The 20,063-nt window shown below is 64.4% G+C and carries 18 protein-coding genes and 1 tRNA gene; 10 read left to right on the top strand and 9 right to left on the bottom strand.

Features of this window, described 5'->3' with window-relative positions:
• The first annotated feature begins 55 nt into the window (after positions 1 to 55).
• From atpG to FFS30_RS13295, 6 genes are all read left to right on the top strand, one after another.
• The gene (gene atpG / locus FFS30_RS13320) at positions 56 to 919 is read left to right on the top strand and encodes a F0F1 ATP synthase subunit gamma (RefSeq protein ID WP_137913670.1); all 864 of its coding nucleotides are present in this window, start codon (positions 56 to 58) and stop codon (positions 917 to 919) included.
• Between the two features lie 78 nt (positions 920 to 997).
• Complete coding sequence (locus FFS30_RS13315; protein WP_137913669.1) at positions 998 to 1,396, top strand: DUF5339 family protein; 399 nt, start codon at positions 998 to 1,000, stop codon at positions 1,394 to 1,396.
• Between the two features lie 78 nt (positions 1,397 to 1,474).
• Entirely contained in the window at positions 1,475 to 2,908 is a 1,434-nt protein-coding gene (gene atpD / locus FFS30_RS13310) for a F0F1 ATP synthase subunit beta (protein WP_137913668.1), read from the top strand.
• Positions 2,909 to 3,021: 113 nt separating this feature from the next.
• Complete coding sequence (locus FFS30_RS13305) at positions 3,022 to 3,447, top strand: F0F1 ATP synthase subunit epsilon (RefSeq protein WP_137913667.1); 426 nt, start codon at positions 3,022 to 3,024, stop codon at positions 3,445 to 3,447.
• Between the two features lie 199 nt (positions 3,448 to 3,646).
• Positions 3,647 to 4,039 (top strand): BlaI/MecI/CopY family transcriptional regulator, encoded by a 393-nt coding sequence (locus FFS30_RS13300; RefSeq protein WP_137913666.1) that lies wholly within the window; start codon positions 3,647 to 3,649, stop codon positions 4,037 to 4,039.
• Entirely contained in the window at positions 4,036 to 6,390 is a 2,355-nt protein-coding gene (locus FFS30_RS13295) for a M56 family metallopeptidase (protein ID WP_137913665.1), read from the top strand. The genes FFS30_RS13300 and FFS30_RS13295 overlap by 4 nt, the downstream gene beginning before the upstream one ends.
• A 79-nt stretch (positions 6,391 to 6,469) precedes the next feature.
• On the opposite strand, the gene FFS30_RS13290 is transcribed toward FFS30_RS13295, so the two are convergent.
• Both FFS30_RS13290 and FFS30_RS13285 read right to left on the bottom strand, forming a co-directional pair.
• Positions 6,470 to 8,953 (bottom strand): FtsX-like permease family protein, encoded by a 2,484-nt coding sequence (locus tag FFS30_RS13290; protein ID WP_137913664.1) that lies wholly within the window; start codon positions 8,951 to 8,953, stop codon positions 6,470 to 6,472.
• Between the two features lie 46 nt (positions 8,954 to 8,999).
• Positions 9,000 to 9,704, bottom strand: coding sequence for an ATP-binding cassette domain-containing protein (locus tag FFS30_RS13285; protein ID WP_137913663.1), 705 nt, complete (start codon positions 9,702 to 9,704; stop codon positions 9,000 to 9,002).
• On the opposite strand from FFS30_RS13285, the gene FFS30_RS13280 reads away from it, so the two are divergent.
• Complete coding sequence (locus FFS30_RS13280; protein ID WP_137913662.1) at positions 9,697 to 10,335, top strand: arylesterase; 639 nt, start codon at positions 9,697 to 9,699, stop codon at positions 10,333 to 10,335. The genes FFS30_RS13285 and FFS30_RS13280 overlap by 8 nt on opposite strands.
• A 205-nt stretch (positions 10,336 to 10,540) precedes the next feature.
• Here FFS30_RS13280 and rpmG read toward each other — a convergent pair whose 3' ends face one another.
• Positions 10,541 to 10,705 (bottom strand): 50S ribosomal protein L33, encoded by a 165-nt coding sequence (gene rpmG / locus FFS30_RS13275; protein WP_018972500.1) that lies wholly within the window; start codon positions 10,703 to 10,705, stop codon positions 10,541 to 10,543.
• 12 nt (positions 10,706 to 10,717) lie between these two features.
• Positions 10,718 to 10,954 (bottom strand): 50S ribosomal protein L28, encoded by a 237-nt coding sequence (gene rpmB, locus FFS30_RS13270; protein ID WP_137913661.1) that lies wholly within the window; start codon positions 10,952 to 10,954, stop codon positions 10,718 to 10,720.
• A gap of 296 nt (positions 10,955 to 11,250) precedes the next feature.
• Between rpmB and rplM the strand changes: the two genes are divergently transcribed.
• From rplM to FFS30_RS13255, 3 genes are all read left to right on the top strand, one after another.
• On the top strand, positions 11,251 to 11,688 hold the full coding sequence (rplM, locus tag FFS30_RS13265; RefSeq protein WP_137913660.1) for a 50S ribosomal protein L13: 438 nt from the start codon (positions 11,251 to 11,253) through the stop codon (positions 11,686 to 11,688).
• Positions 11,689 to 11,707: 19 nt separating this feature from the next.
• Positions 11,708 to 12,100 (top strand): 30S ribosomal protein S9, encoded by a 393-nt coding sequence (gene rpsI, locus FFS30_RS13260; protein WP_137913659.1) that lies wholly within the window; start codon positions 11,708 to 11,710, stop codon positions 12,098 to 12,100.
• Positions 12,101 to 12,187: 87 nt separating this feature from the next.
• Positions 12,188 to 12,261, top strand: a tRNA-Gln gene (locus tag FFS30_RS13255).
• 250 nt (positions 12,262 to 12,511) lie between these two features.
• Here FFS30_RS13255 and FFS30_RS13250 read toward each other — a convergent pair.
• The 5 genes from FFS30_RS13250 to FFS30_RS13230 all read right to left on the bottom strand — a co-directional run bounded on the left by FFS30_RS13250 (position 12,512) and on the right by FFS30_RS13230 (position 20,049).
• Positions 12,512 to 15,382 (bottom strand): type 2 lanthipeptide synthetase LanM family protein, encoded by a 2,871-nt coding sequence (locus tag FFS30_RS13250; RefSeq protein WP_171014601.1) that lies wholly within the window; start codon positions 15,380 to 15,382, stop codon positions 12,512 to 12,514.
• Between the two features lie 110 nt (positions 15,383 to 15,492).
• The gene (locus tag FFS30_RS13245; RefSeq protein WP_137913657.1) at positions 15,493 to 15,705 is read right to left on the bottom strand and encodes a DUF6229 family protein; all 213 of its coding nucleotides are present in this window, start codon (positions 15,703 to 15,705) and stop codon (positions 15,493 to 15,495) included.
• 449 nt (positions 15,706 to 16,154) lie between these two features.
• Complete coding sequence (locus FFS30_RS13240; RefSeq protein ID WP_137913656.1) at positions 16,155 to 17,327, bottom strand: acyl-CoA dehydrogenase family protein; 1,173 nt, start codon at positions 17,325 to 17,327, stop codon at positions 16,155 to 16,157.
• A 69-nt stretch (positions 17,328 to 17,396) separates the two neighbouring features.
• The gene (locus FFS30_RS13235; RefSeq protein WP_137913655.1) at positions 17,397 to 18,875 is read right to left on the bottom strand and encodes an NAD-dependent succinate-semialdehyde dehydrogenase; all 1,479 of its coding nucleotides are present in this window, start codon (positions 18,873 to 18,875) and stop codon (positions 17,397 to 17,399) included.
• A gap of 25 nt (positions 18,876 to 18,900) precedes the next feature.
• Positions 18,901 to 20,049, bottom strand: a complete 1,149-nt coding sequence (locus FFS30_RS13230; RefSeq protein ID WP_137913654.1) for a CaiB/BaiF CoA-transferase family protein — start codon at positions 20,047 to 20,049, stop codon at positions 18,901 to 18,903.
• Positions 20,050 to 20,063: the final 14 nt, after the last annotated feature.

The raw sequence follows: 20,063 nt of genomic DNA, 5'->3' as shown, positions 1-20,063 counted from the left end.
AGCAAGAGCCAAAGATAAAAGGAATCCCGGCTGTGCCGGGATAAAAGACGTATATATGGCAGGCGCAAGAGAAATCCGAACGAAGATCAAGAGCGTGCAAAACACCCGCAAGGTGACGCGCGCGCTGGAAATGGTCTCGGCATCGAAAATCCGCAAGGCGCAGGACCTGATGAAGGCCTCGCGTCCGTATGCGCGCGCGATGCGCCAACTCATCGGCCACATCGCCAAGGCGAATACCGAGTACAAGCATCCGTTCCTGGTCGAGCGCAGCGAGATCAAGCGCGTCGGCTATATCGTCGTATCGACCGACCGCGGTCTGTGCGGCGGCCTCAACTCGAACCTGTTCCGCAAGCTGCTCGGCGAAATCCGCGAGTGGCAGCAGAAGAACGTCGAGGTCGATGTCGTCGCGATCGGCACGAAGGCGAATGCGTTTTTCCGTCGCCTCAAAGTCAACCTCGTCGGCAGCGTCACCCATCTCGGAGAGAAACCGAAGGTCGAAGCGCTGATCGGCGTGATCAAGGTAATGCTCGATGCTTATACGGACAAGCGCATCGACCGGCTCACCCTGGCCTACAACGACTTCGTCAATACGATGACGCAGAAGCCGACGCTCGACCAACTGCTGCCGCTGCCGCCTTCGGCGCAGCTCGAAACGGCGCACGACTGGGACTACATCTACGAGCCGAACGCGGAAACCGTGCTCGATCACGTGCTCACGCGCTACATCGAGTCGCTGGTCTACCAGGCCGCGCTTGAGAACTTGGCGAGCGAGCACGCCGCGCGCATGGTCGCCATGAAGTCGGCCGGAGACAATGCGAAGAAGGCGATCGATTCGCTTACGCTGATCTACAACAAGGTGCGTCAGGCGGCGATCACCCAGGAAATTTCGGAGATCGTCAGCGGCGCCGCGGCGGTCTGACAGAACAGTGGGGAAGATCGTGACAAGGCAGTCGCGGCTTCGAGCAATGAACGGAACGACGAACCGGGAGTATCTCGAATGAACAATTTGAACAAGCTGTGTTCTGCTGCCGTGCTGGCATTGTCGCTCGCCGCCTGTGGCGGCAAGGGCGGTGATTCCGCGCCGAAGCCGACCGCAGCGCCCGCAACCCCCGCTGCGGCAGCCCCTGCGCCGGCTGCTCCGACGCCGACCACGCCGGCGGCTCCTGCCGCGGCAACAGCGACTCCGCCCGAATGCGACGCGTACTTCGAGCGTGTGAGCAAGTGTTTGGACAAGGCCGGCGAAAGCAATCCGACCGTTGTCGCAACGCTGAAGCAACAGTTGGACGGATCGAAAGCGCAGTGGGCAAATTTGCAGGACAAGTCGGCGCTGGCGAGCATCTGCAAGCAGTCCAACGACATGTTCACCCAGTCGGCACAGATGTTGAAGTGCGAGTGACTGCCATTGCTGATCTCCTTCGGCGTCCGCCGGAGGAGATCGGCAACAACAGTTAATCAAGTTCTAAAGGATCCCACTATGAGTCAGGGCAAAGTAGTTCAAATCATCGGCGCCGTGGTCGACGTCGAATTCCCGCGCGATGCGGTGCCGCGCGTGTACGACGCGCTCAAGGTCGACGGCACGACGATCACGCTCGAAGTGCAGCAGCAGCTCGGCGACGGCGTCGTACGTACGATCGCGCTCGGCTCGACCGACGGTCTGAAGCGCGGCCTCGTCGCGATCAACACCGGCGCCGGCATCAAGGTACCGGTCGGCACCGCCACGCTCGGCCGCATCATGGACGTGCTCGGCAACCCGATCGACGAAGTCGGTCCGATCGACGCCAAGTACCACTGGGAAATCCACCGTCCGGCGCCGTCCTACGACGAACAAGCGCTCGCGAGCGAACTGCTCGAAACCGGTATCAAGGTCATCGATCTCGTCGCACCGTTCGCCAAGGGCGGCAAGGTCGGCCTGTTCGGCGGCGCGGGCGTCGGCAAGACGGTCAACATGCTCGAACTGATCAACAACATCGCGACCCAGCACTCGGGTCTGTCGGTGTTCGCCGGCGTCGGCGAGCGTACGCGCGAAGGCAACGACTTCTATCACGAAATGCAGGAAGCCGGCGTCGTCAAGCTCGACAACCTGCCCGAGTCGAAGGTGGCGATGGTCTACGGCCAGATGAACGAGCCGCCCGGCAACCGCCTGCGCGTCGCGCTGACCGGCCTGACCATGGCCGAATATTTCCGTGACGAGAAGGACGCTTCCGGCAAGGGCCGCGACGTGTTGTTCTTCGTCGACAACATCTACCGTTACACGCTGGCCGGTACCGAAGTGTCCGCGCTGCTCGGCCGTATGCCGTCGGCGGTGGGCTACCAGCCGACCCTGGCCGACGAAATGGGCCGCCTGCAGGAGCGCATCACCTCGACCAAGACCGGCTCGATCACCTCGATCCAGGCCGTCTACGTGCCGGCGGACGACTACACCGATCCGTCGCCGGCGACCACGTTCGCCCACTTGGACTCGACCGTCGCGCTGTCGCGCGACATCGCCTCGCTCGGTATCTACCCGGCCGTGGACCCGCTCGCCTCGACCAGCCGCCAGCTCGATCCGAACGTGATCGGCCAGGAGCACTACGAGACCGCGCGCCGCGTGCAGGGCACCCTGCAGCGCTACAAGGAACTGAAGGACATCATCGCGATTCTCGGCATGGACGAGCTCAGCGAAGAAGACAAGGCCACCGTCGGCCGTGCGCGCAAGATCGAGCGCTTCTTCTCGCAGCCGTTCACCGTCGCGCAGGTGTTCACGGGCGCCGAAGGCAAGTACGTCACGCTCAAGGAAACCATCCGCGGCTTCAAGATGATCTGTGACGGCGAGTGCGACCACCTGCCGGAACAGGCGTTCTACATGGTCGGCGGCATCGACGAGGCCTTCGAGAAGGCCAAGAAGATGGCAGAGAAGAAGGCAGCGTAATTGCAGTGAGCGGAATAGCGGTGAGCGATCAGCGGAGAAAGCGAAAAGCTTCGACGCTCTCGCTCCTTCCGCTCACCGCTCACTGCTAACCGCTCACTTGAGGGTAAGCAAACATGGCCACCACAATTCGCTGTGACATCGTCAGCGCCGAGTCCGAAATCTTCCACGGCAACGCGACCATGGTCGTCGCCACCGGCGAAGAAGGCGAACTCGGTATTGCTCCGCGCCACGCGCCGCTGATCACCCGGCTCAAGCCGGGCCAGGTGCGCGTGATCGCCGAGAACGGCGAAGAGCAGTTCTTCTACGTTTCCGGCGGCATCCTCGAGGTGCAGCCGCAGGTCGTCACCGTGCTGACCGACACCGCGGTGCGCGCCAAGGATCTCGACGAAGCCGCCGCGCGCAAGGCCAAGGACGAAGCCGAGCGCACGCTCGCCAACCGCACCGACGCGGTCGAGATCGCCCAGGCCCAGGCCGAACTTGCACAGGCGCTCGCGCAGTTGCAGGCGATCGAGCGTCTGCGCCGCACGCTCAAGCACTGAGCGATTGCCGTCGCGATCGTCCTCGATCGCAGAAATCGAAAAGCGGCTTCAATCGCCGCCGCTTCCAACCGAAAAACGCCGGCCTAACGCCGGCGTTTTTTCTTTCTGCCTGCCCCACCCTGCCGCCATGACTTTCGGCCTGTTGCGTTTTTCATCCCGATCTTCTACAAATGTAGTACTACAGTCGTAGAAGAAAACGATGACGACACAGGATCTCGATCACGACGTCGCCTTGAGCGACCTGCAAATCGCCGTCGTGCGCGTGCTTTGGCAGCGCGGCGAAACCAGCGTCGCCGACGTTGCCAAAGTGCTCGCCGAAGAACGCGGGCTCAAGCACACCACGGTCGCCACCCTGCTCACACGCCTGGAAAAGCGCGGCGTCGTCGCCCAACGCCGCGAGGGGCGCCAGCTCATGTACCGCGCCTGCGCGAGTGAATCGCAGGTGCGCCGTTCGATGGTCGGCGGCTTGATCGGCATTCTCTTCGGCGGCGATTCGCGCGAACTCGTCGCGCATCTGCTGCGCGAATCCGAAATCGATCCTGGCGATCTCGAGCGATTGCGCAAACGTTTGCAAAAAGGGGAAGCACCGTGAACGTCGCACCGATATCGTCGCTCGCGGGTTGGTTGCTGACCGTTGCCCTGCACGGCGGCCTATTGTTGGCTGCGGCATGGTCGGCCGATCGTGTGTTTCGCCTGACTCCTTCCGCGCGCGAGTTGATCTGGCGCTGCGCGCTGTTCGGCGGCGTGATCACCGCCAGCCTGCAGCTTCTGGCATCGACGTCGCCGCAGGAATGGCGCCTGGCGCTGCCCGCAACGATGACGACCGAAACGCTGCGTGAGCCAACCCGGCCGAACGCGGAAGAAGCGAACTCAGAAAGGACGGACGCCGCTCCTGCCGCCGCCCAATCCGTCTCGATGCCTGCGCCAGATCAGGCGACGAGCGCTACGCCATCGAGTAGGCGCACCGAATACGCTGCACCGGCGGTGGTTTCACTCTCGTTTGCTGCGCGATTTCTGTCGCGCCTGCCCGCTCTCGTTCTGCTGCTGTGGCTCGCAGGTGCGGCGATCGCATCCTTGCGGCTCTGCGTGGGGCTGCTGAATCTGCGCCGCGCCCTCGCTCGCGCCAAACCGCTGGCCACACCCGTGGGCCTCGATCTCCCCGCGCTCACCCAGCGCGCGGGCCTGCACAATGCGGATTTGTATACTTTGCCTGACATCGCCGGCCCGTTCGCCTTCGGTCGCCGCATCTTCATGCCCGACTGGGCCCTGACCACGCTGGCTCCGGGCCAGTTGCAGGCGATGCTCGCGCACGAATTCGCTCATCTCGTGCGGCGCGATCCGCAATGGAAACTCACCGTCGAGTCCTGGCGCGCGCTGTTCTGGTTCCTGCCGTTTGCCGGCCTCGCCCAGCGCCGCCTCGACGAACTCGCCGAACTGGCCTGCGATGCCTCCGCCGCGCGCCACACCGGCGATGCGCGCGCCGTCGCCGAATGCCTCGCCGCCTGCGCCGAGCGTCATCTCGACGCGGCTTCCTACACACTGACGCCGGCGATGGCCGCGCGCGGTTCCGCCCTGATCCAACGCATCGACCGCTTGCTTGAAGGAGTTGCCATGTCGACCACCAAACCCAACATTTACCTGCGCGCCGCCGCGGCAGCCGCGCTGACCGCCAGCGCATTCGGCCTGCCGACCGTCGGCTTCCTCGATCCCGTCGCGCACGCACAGACGCCCCCGCAGTCCTCGCAGCGGCAAGGCAGCCGTACCACCTCCAGCTCTTCCCATTCCAGCGTGAGCATCAGTAACAGCAAGAACGGCGAAAGCCAGCAGATGCTGATGACGATCAACGACGACGCTCAGGATTTGACCCTGATCGCCAAAGGCAAGCTCGAATTCACCGCCGACGAGAGCGACATCGCCAGCTTGAGCCCGGGCGGCAGCGCGAGCTTGGAAGAGAAACGCGACGGCACGACGCGTCGTCTCGAACTCACCGAGCACGACGGCAAACTGGACCGCCGCTACTACGTCAATCGCCATGAACAGCCGTTCGATGAGGGCGGACGCGCCTGGCTCGCCGCTTTGCTGCCGCGCTTGATCCGCGACAGCGGCCTCGGCGCCGAGGCGCGCGTGCAGCGGATTTACACCAGCGGTGGCGCAGCCGCCGTGCTCGCCGAAATCGAGCAAATCCACAACGATTATGTGCGCGGCATATACCTCGGCCTGCTCGTCGACAAAGGCCCGCTGTCCCCGGCCGATCTCGACCGCTGCATGCGTCTTGCCGGGGAGATCGGCGGCGACTACGAAAAACGTCAGGCCCTAGCCAAGATCTTCGCCACACAGAAACTCGATACCTCCCGGCAGATCGTCTTTCTGCAGCAGACATCGCGCATCCACGGCGACTACGAACTCGCCGAGCTGCTCAGCAGCATCTTTCCCAAGCTCGACAACAGCGCCGAAGTGCGCGCGAGCTGGCTCGACGCCGCCACTCACATCGGTGCCGACTACGAACGCAGCCGCACATTACGCACGATGCTGACGCGCCGTGATCTGAGCGAACACGAACTCGCCGATCTGCTCAACGCCGGCGCGAACTTGGGCAGCGACCACGAACGCGCCGAACTGCTGATCGACATCGCCAAGCAAGCGCGCGATGTCGATGCGATCGCGCCGGCCTACGTGCAGTCAACGCTGAGGATCGGCAGCGCCCACGAGCACGCACAGACCCTGCTCGCCCTGATCAACGCCGGTAAACTCGGCACCGCCAGCGCGAACGCGGTGCTCGATTCCACAGCGAAAATCGGCGGCAACTACGAGCGCAGCCAAGTGCTCATGGCGCTTGCGCGCGCGATGCCCGACGATGCCGCCCTGGTCGCGCGCTATCACGAAGTCGCCTCGCATCTCTCGGAGTACGAGCGCGGCCAAGCCGAAAGTGCGCTGCGGCGCTGATCCATCGACCCGTCGCGATAGATTCAAAGAACCCGGCCGCACCGACTACACGCAAACGGCTTCGGACTGAAGCCGGGTTCTAGCCCTGCCGCAGCACCGCAATCGGCGGCGTGCGCGCGATCCGCCGCGTCGCCAGCCAGCCCGCAAGCGCCACCAGCGCCGCCGCGGTAAACACTACAAGCAGCAGCGAGGCAAACGGCGGAACGTAACCGTCGAAGCGGAACACGCGCAGCGCGAGCGTATAGCCGATCGCTGCCGAGCCAAGCGCGGCGATGCCGCCGGCGACGAGGCCGAGCGCGGCGAATTCACCGAGCACCGCGGCGCTGAGCTGTCCCGAATGCGCACCGAGCGTGCGCAGCAAGGCCGACTCGAAGCGCCGCTCGTCGGCCGTCGCCGCCAGCGCCGCGAGCAGAACCAGCAGACCCGCGGCCAGACTGAAACCGAGCACCGAGATCACCGCGCTGCTGACCCGGCCGATGATCTCGCGCACGCGATCGAGCAGCTGATTGAGATCGATCAACGACACGTTGGCGAAGTCGCGCGACAGCGCAGCGAGCGACACCGCGCGCGGCAGATGGAAACTTGCCACCGTGCTGTGCGCCAAGTCCGCGCCCGTGCGCGCATCGAGCATCAGGAAGAAATTGACGCGGAACGAATCCCAGCGCACGCCGCGAATCGAGGTAATCGTCGCAACGACTTCGCGCTCGCCGACACGCAAGGTCAGCGTGTCGCCGAGTTTCAGGTGGAACATATCCACCCACATCTTGTCGACCGACACTTGCGGACCCGCGTCGCCGCGCGCATCGGCATCGAACCAGCGACCTTGCAGAAGTTTGTTCGACACGGGCAGTTCACCGCTCCACGACAGACGCGTCTCGCCATTGATCCAGTTCGCCGCACGGCGATCGCTGTAATCTTCGGGCTTCGGCGTTTTGCCGTTGATCGCGACGAGCTTGCCGACCGCAAGCGGCAGCATGTTGAGATTGGTCGCGCCGAGCGCGGCGAGGCGCTCCTGCATCGCCACACGCTGATCGTCTTGCAGATTGATGAGGAAATAGTTCGGCGCATCGGAAGGCAGTTCGGCACGCCAACTCGCGAGCAGCGACGGACCGATCACGGCAAGCACGGCGAACGCAGTCAGACTCAGCGCGAGCGCGCCGGCTTGCAGCAAAGTCAGCGCACGCCGGCGGGCGAGATTGGCAAGACCGAAGCGCAGCGCGCCCGGCAGCAGCCTGCCGCCACCACGGACGATGCGCAGCAGAACCAATCCAAGCACCAAGCTCAGCGCGGCGACGCCGGTAAAGCCGAGGCCGAGAGTCAGAGCGAGTTGCGTGTCTCCCGCGCCGATCGCGATCAGCGCCGCAGCCACCGCAACGGGCAACAGGTACAGTGCGTCGAAGCGCCCGGCGCGATGCGCGTCGTCGCGACGGAATACGCGCATCGGTTCGACCTCGCGCAGGCGCAGCAGCGGCGGCAGCGCAAACCCGAACAACACGGCGACGCCGATCGCGAATGCGGCGAGCGAGGGCTGCCACGGTATGTCCGGCCGCGTGCCGGGCAGCAGATCGCCGGCAATGGTGAATACGATCTGCTGCAAACCAAGACCGGCGGCCACGCCAAGCAGGCACGCCGGCAAAGCCAGCAGGACGAGTTCGAGCAGCAGAGCTTGGAGAATCTCGCCGCGGCTCGCGCCAAGGCAGCGCAACAGAGCGACTTCCTCGCGCTTGCGCCGGGCGAAGCGCTGCGCGGCAAGCGCGATCGCGATGCCGGACAGCAGCGCGGCGAGCAACGCGGCCAGACGCATGAAATTACCGCCACGCTCGAACGCGCCGGAAAGATTCTGCTGCGCATCGGCGATCGTCACGATCTCGGCCGCATCGGGTAGCTTCGGCTTGATCGCGGAGGCAAATTCCGCGACCGCGTCTTCCGGCCCGGCGACGAGCAGACGATTGCGCACGCGGCTGCCCGCCGCGAGCAGGCCGATCGTCTGCGCATCGGTCAGCGACATCATCACGCGCGGAGCGAGGCGGAACAGACTGCCGCTGTCGGGCGAACGGGTGATTTCGCCGGCGACGACGAGATCGCGACCGCCGACCTGGATCTTGCCGCCGATCTTCAGCGCGAGCGCGTCGAGCACCGCGGGCTCGACATAGACCGAGCCCGACGGCGGCGCATGCACCTCGCGCTCGGCTCCGTTCGCATCGCGCACCGCGAGCACGCCGCGCAGCGGGAACGTGTCGTCACTCGCGCGCACGTCGACAAGGCGGCTCGCTTCACCGGCGAACACCACGCTCGGAAAATCGGCGAGACGACTGGTCCGTAATCCGCGCGTGTTCGCTTCGTCGATCAAATTCGGCGGCAGCGCGCGACTTGCATTGATCGAGAGATCGCCGCCGATCAACTCTGCAGCCGAGGCAAGCAGCGCGTGCTCGACGCGACTCGCCAATGTCGCCACCGCGGTCAGCGCGGCGACGGCGAGCACGAGCGCCAGCGCGAGCATGGCAAGCTCGGCGTGGAAGAATTCGCGCCGCAGGCTGCGCGCGGCGAAGGTCAGCGGTTTCATGCCCTTGCCTGCCCTTCTTCCACCGACGGAAGAAAGCCAAGCGCATTCACGTCGTCACCTCGTCGACGATGCGACCGCCGCTCAGCACGAGCCTGCGCGCGCAGCGCTCGGCGAGCGCCGTATCGTGCGTGACGAGAACCAGGGTCGTGCCGTGCTCGCGGTTGAGCGCGAACAACAGATCGCTGATCGCCGTCCCGGTGCCGCGGTCGAGATTGCCGGTCGGCTCGTCGGCGAACAGAATCTCGGGCGCGTGCACAAAGGCGCGCGCGAGCGCCACGCGCTGCTGTTCGCCGCCCGACAACTGCGCCGGATAGTGATGCTTGCGCGCCGCGAGACCGACGCGCGCGAGCGCATCGCCTGCGCGCGCGCGCGCATCGGCGCCGCCCTCGAGTTCGAGCGGCAGCATCACGTTCTCTTCCGCATTGAGTGCGGGCAGCAGATGGAAATTCTGAAATACGAAGCCGACGCGACGGCGACGCAGACGCGCGCGCGCTTCCTCGTCGAGCACGTCGAGTCGCTCACCAGCGAGTGCGATTTCGCCCGAAGTCGGACGATCGAGCCCGGCGAGCAGACCGAGCAAGGTCGTCTTGCCCGAGCCGGAAGCGCCGACGATCGCGAGGCTGTCGCCGCGCGCAAGGCTGAAGCTGACGCCGTCGAGGATGGTCAGACGACCATCGGGACCGTCGACGCTTTTGCTAACCTTGTCGGCACGGATCACGACTTCCTCACCGCCCTGCTTAGCCATGCTCATACTCAGATCATTCCTCGCCGCGCTGTTGTCGATTGCTGTTTTTGCCGTTGAAGCGGCGCCTTCCGCGCCCGCGCCGGGCCCGATCCTTGTGCTCGGCGATTCCTTGTCGTCCGCACACCGCATCGCGCCCGAGACCGGCTGGGTGCACCTGCTCGAGCAGCGCCTGCGCGGGCAAGGCTCGCAGCGCTCCGTCGTCAACGCGAGCATCAGCGGCGAAACCACGTCCGGCGGTCTTGCGCGCCTGTCCAAGCTGCTCGCCGAACACCGGCCCGCTCTGGTCATCGTCGAACTCGGCGCCAACGACGGCTTGCGCGGGCTGCCGCTCGCCGAAATCCGTACGAACCTCACGAGCATCCTGACCGCGGTCCGTGCCGCGGGCGCGCGTTCCGCCCTGCTCGGCATCGAGCTGCCGATCAACTACGGACCGCAGTACCGCGAGGGCTTGAGAGAAATGTATCGGGGCCTCGCGCGCGAATTCAATGCGCCGCTCGTACCGTTCCTGCTCGACGGCGTGGCGCTGAACCCGGACCTGATGCAGGACGACGGCCTGCACCCGAAAGCCGAAGGCGAGCCGAAGGTGCTCGAGAACGTCTGGGCGGTACTCGGATCGGAATTGGCACCGAAACGCTGAACGCGTACCGCAACGCGGGCTGCCAGGCAAAACGGCAGGCAAGAAAAAACCCGCCTCGCGGCGGGTTCTTTATGCCTGTGACCTAGGCACCGGACCTCGGATTAACGCACGACCTTGTGCACTCCGAGATGACCGCATTTATGAAAATGCTGGATCCCGTGTCATTGTACTTCCATGTACCGCACGGGATGAGTTCATCCTGAACTTACTTGATCTTCGCTTCCTTGTAAGCGACGTGCTTGCGCACGACCGGATCGTACTTCTTGATTTCCATCTTGTCCGGCGTCGTCTTCTTGTTCTTGTCGGTCGTGTAGAAATGACCAGTGCCCGCAGAAGACACGAGGCGAATTTTGTCGCGCTTGGATGCCATGTTCGTGCTCCTTTAGATCTTTTCGCCGCGGCCGCGCAGCTCGGCTAGCACGGTTTCAATGCCGTTCTTGTCGATCGTACGCAGGGCCTGGGTGGAAACGCGCAGCTTTATCCAACGGTTTTCGCTCGGCACCCAGAAGCGGCGCTCGTGCAGGTTCGGCAACCAGCGGCGTTTGGTTTTGTTGTTAGCATGCGACACGCTATGTCCGGATTGCGCGCGCTTGCCGGTGACTTGGCAGACTTTAGCCACAGCTTACTCCTCGATATGAGAACGGCTGCCCTTAGCCAGGGCAGAGACGGCCCGGTCGCACGAAAGCGGCCGGAGATCGCCGCGAAGCCCGCAGCGAGCCGCGCATTACAGCAGAATCCGGCGCTTCGCACAAGATAGCGGCGCGCGTGAGGCCCTCCCCTGCCGATCTGCGCCACGTTGCCCGGAGAAAAGTCTCGTGCAAAACAGGGCTTGCGCCGCGCATTATGATTCCGCTAAAATTCGCGGTTCCTCGCTTCACGCATCAACTTCGAGCCCGAAAAGGGCACAGGTTTCCCATGAAAAATTCCACTGTCAGCGCCAAGGCTGAAACGGTCAAGCGCGACTGGTTCCTCGTCGACGCCAGCAACAAGACGCTCGGCCGCCTCGCGACCGAACTCGCGGTGCGCCTGCGCGGCAAGCACAAGCCGGTCTACACCCCGCACGCCGATACGGGCGACTACCTCGTCGTGATCAACGCCGAGAAGATCGCGGTCACCGGCAAGAAGCTGGACGACAAGGTCTATCACCACGTCACTGGCTACATCGGCAACATCAAGTCGATCGCGCTGAAGGACCTGCTCGCCAAGCACCCTGAGCGCGCGATCGAAATCGCGGTCAAGGGCATGCTGCCGAAGAACCCGTTGGGCCGCGCGATGTACCGCAAGCTCAAGGTCTACAAGGGCGCCGAGCATCCGCATACCGCTCAGCAGCCGCAGCCGCTGAACCTCGCCTAATCTTTCGGAATCCGCATCCATGGCAATTCAACAGTCTTACGGAACCGGCCGCCGCAAATCCTCGGCCGCGCGCGTGTTCCTGCGCGCCGGCAAGGGCGCGATCGTCGTCAACGGCAAGCCGCTCGACGAGTTCTTCGGCCGCGAAACCTCGCGCATGATCGTGCGCCAGCCGCTCGAACTGACCCAGTCGACCGACAAGTTCGACGTGCTGGTCACCGTTGAAGGCGGCGGCAACACCGGTCAGGCCGGCGCCATCCGCCTCGGCATCGCCCGCGCCCTCGTCGAGCACGACGAAACGCTCAAGGCTCCGCTGCGCAAGGCCGGTTTCATGACCCGCGACGCCCGCGAAGTCGAGCGTAAGAAGGTCGGTCTGCACAAAGCTCGTCGCGCTACGCAGTTCTCGAAGCGCTAAGCGTTACCCGAGCCGTCGTCTCACGACGCCGGCTCGTACTCCCAAAACCGGATCGTCGCCAAGTCAGATAGACGATCCGGCCGGAATTGGGGGATCGTCTAATGGTAGGACTGCAGACTCTGACTCTGCCTATCTAGGTTCGAATCCTAGTCCCCCAGCCAAAACAAAAAGCCCCGCCATGTGCGGGGCTTTTTGTTTTGTTCGGACTTGGGTTCGACAAAATCGGCAGGATTGCCGATTTTGAACGGCGGAGCGAAGCAGAGCCGAGCTCGAAGGGCCGAGCGCCATGGATGGCGCGAGTAATCCTAGTCTTGCCACAGAAAAAGAGCCCCTGTGGAAGCGGGGATTACTGTTTTGACTGGGATGCCGACGACTCGGACTCTCAACCCGTACGTAATCTCCCCAATTAAGTCACGGCATCGATCGCCTTTCTCGCCGCACAGATCCAGATGTTCGCTCCAGTAACAACGGCGACGGCAACATGCAATCTGGATGCATGCGATTAAGACTGTGAATCGCCCCGGCAAGACCAGTCATTAGTCCTGGGGTAAACGCATCGCGAGCCATCCCGCCAACGACGCCGCGGTGTTCTTCGATGGAGGAAACGACCTGCGCGGCAGCATCAGCCGAATCCAGCCGGCAACCTTCCGGGTCCCATTTTTCGGCGCGCGTCAGCAGTTCCCATAGCGAGAAATCGCCGTGGCAGAGGGTGTGGCTCGAACCCCATTTGCCGTTTGCGGCCGCGACGGCGCGGCGCAGGGTCAGCAGATGTCTCGGATCGCCGCTGCGCGAGTAGAGGTCGCCCGCGGCCAGGCCGATGCCGACGCTGCCGTAGCACCAGTTGTGGAAGCTCTCGCGGGGGCCGCCGGGATCGGCGATGAACCAGTTGCCGACCGCTTCATCGTACAGCGCGGCCTGGAAGGCGAAGCCGGCATCGGCTAGGTTGCTCCAGCGTTGACGATCGGCCGCGCTGCCTGCGCCGGCCAGTGCCAGTCGCGCCAGCGCCCAGGCGACGCCGGTCGCTCCGTGGGCGAATCCACCAACCGGATAGGCAATGCGCGGGATCGGCCAATGCGCGCCGTCGCCGTTGCGTACGGCGATGGACTCCAGATGACTCGCCGCCTCCGCCGCCAGGTCGAGCCAACGAGCATCGCCGGTCGCTTGCGCCAGCCCGAGCAGCGGCGGGATCGCGCCTGCCGCGCCGCCGAGTATGTCGATGGCCTTGTCGCCCTGGAAGCCCAGCTTCTTCAACGCTTGCGCAAAACGGACGGCGCGGTCCAGGGATTCTTCCTGCCCGAGCAGATCGTGCAAAGTCAGCCAGATCCATATCTGCGCGCCGTAGCCGGTGAATCCGCCCGACAGTTCCTGCTTCTCGTCCGCTTCCATCGCGCGCAGAACCTGTAGCGCGCTTTGCAGTGTTTCAGCGACGCCGGCTACAGGATCGGCGCGGCCCTGGCGAGTCTCGTGGAGATAACCGGCCAACGCGACAATGACGCCACCGATGCCGAAGTAGAGATCCGTGGCGAGCGGTTGCACCTGCCAGCCGCTGCGATTGATTTCTGGCGTGATCCAGGTGACCGAGCCATCGTTGCCGCGCACCGAAAGGCGCAGCAGACGCTCCACGGCGTCCGCGGCGAGTTTGCGTCGGCGCTGGTCCAAATTGTCGCTATGCGGATGGCTGGCAGGGTTGCGGCGCGAATAAGGTTGGTCGGGCTGGTCATCGCTCAGGTTGAGATGCGTCGCCACGAGGGCGCTGCGCACGGTCAGTTCTTCCAGCTCCAGGCGCATGCCGCGCCAATCCGTCAGGGCCGCGTCGATGCGCTCGCGCGTCAGCGGCGCGGCGAAGATCGGCACGTCGCCGTAGCGCAGGTCGTCGATTTCCGACGCGATCTCCGCAGGCAACGACGGCGCCTGCGGCATCACCGCGGCGTTGCGTGCAAGCAAGTCGCGCGCACGTTCCACGGCCTTCGCCTCGTCGTACAGCGAAGCCGGATGCCACAGCATGCGCCCGATCTCCACGTAGGCCTGTGTCGCACGGCGGATATCGCGCGCCTGGCAGCCTTCGAAGTCAGCGAGCAAGCCGGCGAGCTCGCCGCGCGCGTCGAATGCACGCAGCCGCTCGGTGATTTCGAGGAAGCCTTCGCTGAGGTGGTTCCAGTACTTCGATACGTCCGGCTCGGGGCTGGGATGGTTCTGCGCCGGAAGCACGTCGATGTTGATGATCTCCATCCGCGCGTCGGTGGTGCCTTCGTTCGCGATCACCGGCAGATGCACCTGCGGCTGCTGGCCGGGAAGCGCGCCGGCCGCCGACATGTCGACGTTGAAAAACCCAAGTGCCGGCGCACGGTAAGGCACGATGCCGGTGCGCAACACCGAATTGCGGATCAGCTCGGCCGCCGCGTCGTAGGCTTCTCCGTAGCCGGAAGACCGCGCTTTGGGAAACATGGAGAAAAGACTTTCGACGTCGATCACGACGGGCACGGGCCCGCACGCGATGAGGTTTTCTTGATGGATGTCGGTGCCGCCGAGCGCACGCAGTATCGCCAGCCAGTGGCCGAGGTTGCGATAGAACGTGCGCTGTTCCTCGTCGGTAGCGCAATAGCGGTGCACGACGAACGCGGCCCAGCCGTAGTCGCCGCGATCGAGCACCTCAGGCACGCGAATGCGATCGGGCGCGTCGCCGAGAACGCGCGCGAGGAAGGTTTCGAGTACGCGGTCGATCCGTAGCGAACGAGGTTTGTAAATCACTTCGCCGTGTTCGAACGACAGCTTCGCCACGGACTGGCCGCCTGCGTGCAGATCGCCTTGGCCGAGACTCAGTTCGGTCAGTTTTCCTTGCGGTGGATTCGGCAGATGCGCGAGTTCTTTTCTGTCGGCAACGAAGCGCGCCGCGAGAGATTCGATCGCACGGCGCTGCGCATTCAGCGCGCGCGCAAGGCGCTCGTGCAAACTCGGATAGCGGCGATGCAGATGGTCGAGGAATTCGGGCCATAGCGCACGCTCGACGAACTGGGCGAAACAGGCTGCGTCGTCCGGCGCGGTCAGTTCGCCGGCGAGCTTTGCCGCCTGCAATTCCAGCAGCAGCGTGCGGTTGAGCTTGAGCGCCGCATTTGTGTTGAGGGCCGCTTCCGTGGCGCTGCGTATCGCATCCGTTTCGCTGGCGGCCAGCTCGGACGAGAGTTCGGCAAGCCTTGCGGAAAACTCGGCGCGGACCGCGGCGGTGAAATTCAGAATGATGGGAGCGAAGGATTCGTGCGTATTCGTCTCGGCCGTTGCTTGCACAAGCAGATTCCTTGCCTTATCGGTGGGAAATCCTGTTCGTTACGAGAGCGGAATTGCCAACGCGCAGCGCGCGATATCGAAGAAGCAGGCCGCGCGTTGGCAAGTGTGCGTCAACAGCAGGGGCAGATCGTTGCGCAAAGCCGGCCGCTGAACGAGCACGTCGTGGCGCCCGAGATGAGCACTTTGCCGAGACCCGGATCGGTCAACGCTGCCTCGGTAGCGTCATGACCTTCAACGAAAAGCGGGCCGGCGGGATTCACCAGGCCGCCGAATTTTTCCGCACCGCTGAGCCAACCAGAAACAATCGCGTCGTTCTGTTGCATAACCTATCTCCTTTAGTCCGTGCTTAGGGAAAGTTAGAACACAATGGAAAGGGCGAATACCGAAAGCGCGCCTTGTCGGGCTCTTGCAGAATCCCGCCCCCATTTCGAGCGTTGTTATAGACCACACGAATGGTTCGTCATCCGCCTCGTTTTTATGGAGTGGGCCGACGAACCACGGGGCACTCTGCTCCCGCAAAAATGGAGTGTCAAGGTTGAATAGCGAGCTAATGAGAACTGAATCGCGAACACTGGAATAATTTTACATTCGCGTGAAAATCATTCGAAACACGCGTTTTATCGCGGCATTCCGACATAACTGGCCTTCGGTTATTCGGCGTTGCTGCGGCGATTTCATGACCTCGGCACAGCTCTTTTTTCACGGTCTCGGACTTCCGTTGCCGCCAAAAAAAGAAGCCCGCAAAGGCTCGACGACGGCCAACCGGCGCCGCTCAGAACGCGTTGATCCCCGTCACCTCACGCCCGACCACGAGCTGATGCACGGTCTCGGTGCCTTCGTAGGTGATCACGGATTCGAGATTGAGCGCGTGGCGGATCGGGCTGTGCTCGGTCGTGATACCGGCACCGCCGAGGATGTCGCGGCATTCGCGCGCGATATCGATCGCCATGCGGCAGTTGTTCCACTTCGCCAGCGACACTTGCGTCGGCTGCATATTGCCGGCGTCCTTGAGGCGGCCGAGCTGCAGCGACAGCAACTGCGCGAGCGTGATCCGCCGCGCCATGTCGGCAAGCTTGATCTGCACCGCCTGGGTCGCCGCAATCGGGCGCTTGAACAGCATGCGGTTCTTGGCGTACTCGGTCGTCTCGGCAAAGCAGGCGATCGCCGCGCCGATCGGGCCCCAGGTGATGCCGTAGCGCGCCTGGGTCAGACAGCCGAGCGGTCCCTTGAGGCCCTTCACGTTCGGCAGGCGGTTCGAGTCGGGCACGCGCACGTTGTCGAAGAATAGGCCGCTCGTCACCGAGGCGCGCAGGCTCATCTTCTTGTGCACTTCCTGCGCGGCGAAACCCTTGCTGTTGGTCGGCACGATAAAGCCCTGGATGCCGTCTTCGGTCTGCGCCCAGACGATCGCGATATGCGCGAGGTTGCCGTTGGTGATCCACATCTTCGCGCCGTTGATGACCCAGTCGGAACCGTCGCGTTTCGCGTGCGTCTTCATGTTCGCCGGATCGGAGCCGCCGTGCGGCTCGGTCAGGCCGAAGCAGCCGATGACCTTGCCCTGCGCCATCTGCGGCAGCCATTCGCGCCGCTGCTCTTCGCTGCCGTAGGCGTAGATCGGGTACATGCACAGCGAGGACTGCACCGAGGCGAAACTGCGCAGGCCCGAATCGCCGCGTTCGAGTTCCTGGCAGACCAGGCCGTAGCTGACGCCGTTCATGCCCGCGCAGCCGTATTCGACCGGCAGCGAGGAGCCGAGCAGGCCGAGTTCGGCCATCTCGGGAATCAATTCGACCGGGAACCGCGCCTTGTCGAAGCAGTCGCCGATGATCGGCAGCACGCGCTCGTCGGTGAAGCGCGCGACGGTGTCCTGCACCATGCGCTCTTCTTCGGTGAGCAGCGAGCGGACGTCGTAGAGATCGACGGGGTTGAGGGCGACAGCCGGCATGAAAACTCCAAGGTACCCGGAAAATGAAATTGCGCTCGACAGCCGAACACGCGACAGCGCAACCTGCGATCAAGCGTCAACGCCGCCGAAGCACAGGTATTTGATTTCGAGATAGTCGTCGATGCCGTACTTCGAACCTTCGCGGCCGAGGCCTGAGGTCTTCACGCCGCCGAACGGCGCCACCTCGGTCGAGATAATCGCTTCGTTGATGCCGACGATGCCGTATTCGAGCGCCTCGGCGACGCGCAGCACGCGGTTGATGTCGCGGCTGTAGAAATACGCGGCGAGGCCGAACTCGGTGTCGTTGGCGAGGCGGATCGCCTCAGCCTCGTCGCGGAAGCGGAACAGCGGCGCGACCGGGCCGAAGGTTTCTTCGCGGAAGATCTTCGCCTGGGTTGGCACCTCGGTCAGCACGGTCGGTGCAAAGAAATTGCCGCCGAGCGCGTGCGGCTTTCCGCCGCTGACCAAGTGCGCGCCATGTGCAAGCGCGTCGGCGATATGGTCTTCGGTTTTTGCGAGTGCCGCGGCATCGATCAGCGGACCGATCGTCACGCCCACGTCGAAGCCGTTGCCGACCTTGAGCGTGGCGACGGCGTTCGCGAACTTCTCCGCGAACGCGGCGTAGATGCCATCCTGGACGAGGATGCGATTCGCGCAGACGCAAGTCTGCCCCGCGTTGCGGTACTTGCACGCGAGCGCGCCGGCGACGGCTGCGTCGAGATCGGCGTCGTCGAAGACGATGAACGGCGCGTTGCCGCCGAGTTCCATGCTCGCCTTCTTGATGCTCGGCGCGCAGCGCGCAAGCAGCTCGGCGCCGACTTCCGTGCTGCCGGTGAACGACAGCTTGCGCACGAGTGGATTGGCGGTGAGTTCGCCGCCGATCGCGCGGCCCGATCCGGTGATGACGTTGCACACGCCGGCCGGCAGGCACGCGCGTTCGGCGAGCACGGCGAGCGCTAGCGCGGAGAACGGCGTCTGACTTGCGGGACGCAGCACGCCGGTGCAGCCGGCGGCCCAGCCTGGGCCGGCTTTGCGCGTAATCATCGCGGCCGGGAAGTTCCACGGCGTGATCGCCCCGAACACGCCGATCGGTTCTTTGCGCACGAGGATGCGACGGCCGGGACGGTCCGGTGGAATCACGTCGCCGTAAACGCGCTTGCCCTCCTCCGCATACCACTCGATGAAGCTCGCCGCATAGGCGATTTCGCCGCGGCTCTCGGCGAGCGGCTTGCCTTGCTCGGCGGTCATGATGCGCGCGAGGTCTTCCTGATGCGCGAGCATGAGATCGAACAGCCGGCGCAGCGGCAGCGCGCGCGCCTTCGCGGTCAGCGCACGCCAGGCCGGCAGCGCACGCGCGGCCGCATCGATCGCGCGCGCGGTCTCCGCTGCGCCGAAATCGGGTACGCGGCCGACCAGTTCGCCGGTCGCCGGATCGGTGACGTCGATCGTCGAGCCGGTGCCGACGGGAATCCATTCGCCGCCGATAAAGTTAGCCTCGCGCAGCAAGCTGGGATCGTCGAGCCTGGAAAGCAGTTCGGCATTGGCCATAGATATTTCCGATAAAGGATTCGAATCAGGTTCGGCGCGCGAGTTCGGCGCGCACCTCGGCATCGTGTTCGCCGAGCCGCGGCGAACGACGGTTCGCGGCGAGAGCGCTTTCCGACATGCGGATCGGCGTGCGCAGCCCGGGAATGCCATCGTTTTCGACACGCATTTCGCGCGCCTGGAATTGCGCATCGGCGAAGACGTCGGCGACGCTGTTGATCGGCCCGGCTGGCACGCCCGCGGCGTCGAGCGCGGCGAGCAGGTCGGTGCGGAGGCGCTGGCGCGTCGCCGCCGCGAGCAGTTCCGCCAATTCGTCGCGGCGCTGCACGCGCTGCGCATTGGTCGCGAAACGCGCGTCCTCCGCCAGCGCGGCGAGATCGAGCAGGCGGCACAGGCGCACGAACTGCGCATCGTTGCCCGCGGCGATGATGATGTGGCCGTCGGCGACCGGAAAGGTCTGGTACGGCGCGATGTTCGGATGCGCGTTGCCGAGACGGCGCGGCGTTTCGCCGGACGCAAGGTAATTCATCGCCTGATTGGCGAGCACGCCGGTCATGCAATCGAACAGGGCCATGTCGATGTGCTGTCCGCGCCCGGTCTTCTCACGCGCGATCAGCGCGGCCTGCACGGCGACGACGCCGTAGAGGCCGGTGAAGATGTCGGCGAAGGCGACGCCGATCTTCTGCGGCTCGCCGGCCGGATCGCCGGTCAGGTCCATGATTCCGGACATGCCCTGGATCATGAAGTCGTAGCCGGCGCGCGGCGCATACGGGCCGGTCTGACCGAAACCGGTGATCGAGCAATAGACCAGGCGCGGATTGAGCACGGCGAGACTCGTATAGTCGAGACCGTATTTGCTCAATCCGCCGACTTTGAAATTCTCGATCAGCACGTCGGCCGTGGCGGCGAGTTCGCGCACGCGTTCGCGCCCTTCGGCCGAGGCGAAGTCGACGACGATCGAGCGCTTGCCGCGATTGCAGGCATGGAAGTACGCGGCGGTTTTCTCGTCGCCGTTTTCGATGAACGGCGGCCCCCAGGTGCGCGTGTCGTCGCCGGCCGGGCTTTCGACCTTGATGACGTCGGCGCCGAGATCGGCGAGGGTCTGCCCGAGCCAAGGACCGGCGAGGATGCGGGCAAGTTCGACGACGCGAAGGCCGGCGAGCGGCGCAGTAGACATGGTGGGGCTCCCGG

The sequence above is a fragment of the Rudaea sp. 3F27F6 genome, from assembly GCF_005503555.1.
Classification (GTDB): domain Bacteria; phylum Pseudomonadota; class Gammaproteobacteria; order Xanthomonadales; family Rhodanobacteraceae; genus Rudaea.
Note: the sequence above shows the minus strand (reverse complement) of the source record. Positions and strands in the feature narration are given on the sequence as shown.

Coding starts and splice junctions, on each gene's coding strand:
- atpG (WP_137913670.1), top strand. CDS start 56: ATGGCAGGCGCAAGAGAAATCCGAACGAAGATCAAGAGCGTGCAAAAC.
- FFS30_RS13315 (WP_137913669.1), top strand. CDS start 998: ATGAACAATTTGAACAAGCTGTGTTCTGCTGCCGTGCTGGCATTGTCG.
- atpD (WP_137913668.1), top strand. CDS start 1,475: ATGAGTCAGGGCAAAGTAGTTCAAATCATCGGCGCCGTGGTCGACGTC.
- FFS30_RS13305 (WP_137913667.1), top strand. CDS start 3,022: ATGGCCACCACAATTCGCTGTGACATCGTCAGCGCCGAGTCCGAAATC.
- FFS30_RS13300 (WP_137913666.1), top strand. CDS start 3,647: ATGACGACACAGGATCTCGATCACGACGTCGCCTTGAGCGACCTGCAA.
- FFS30_RS13290 (WP_137913664.1), bottom strand. CDS start 8,953: ATGAAACCGCTGACCTTCGCCGCGCGCAGCCTGCGGCGCGAATTCTTC.
- FFS30_RS13280 (WP_137913662.1), top strand. CDS start 9,697: ATGCTCATACTCAGATCATTCCTCGCCGCGCTGTTGTCGATTGCTGTT.
- FFS30_RS13285 (WP_137913663.1), bottom strand. CDS start 9,704: ATGAGCATGGCTAAGCAGGGCGGTGAGGAAGTCGTGATCCGTGCCGAC.
- rpmG (WP_018972500.1), bottom strand. CDS start 10,705: ATGGCATCCAAGCGCGACAAAATTCGCCTCGTGTCTTCTGCGGGCACT.
- rplM (WP_137913660.1), top strand. CDS start 11,251: ATGAAAAATTCCACTGTCAGCGCCAAGGCTGAAACGGTCAAGCGCGAC.
- rpsI (WP_137913659.1), top strand. CDS start 11,708: ATGGCAATTCAACAGTCTTACGGAACCGGCCGCCGCAAATCCTCGGCC.
- FFS30_RS13245 (WP_137913657.1), bottom strand. CDS start 15,705: ATGCAACAGAACGACGCGATTGTTTCTGGTTGGCTCAGCGGTGCGGAA.
- FFS30_RS13240 (WP_137913656.1), bottom strand. CDS start 17,327: ATGCCGGCTGTCGCCCTCAACCCCGTCGATCTCTACGACGTCCGCTCG.
- FFS30_RS13235 (WP_137913655.1), bottom strand. CDS start 18,875: ATGGCCAATGCCGAACTGCTTTCCAGGCTCGACGATCCCAGCTTGCTG.
- FFS30_RS13230 (WP_137913654.1), bottom strand. CDS start 20,049: ATGTCTACTGCGCCGCTCGCCGGCCTTCGCGTCGTCGAACTTGCCCGC.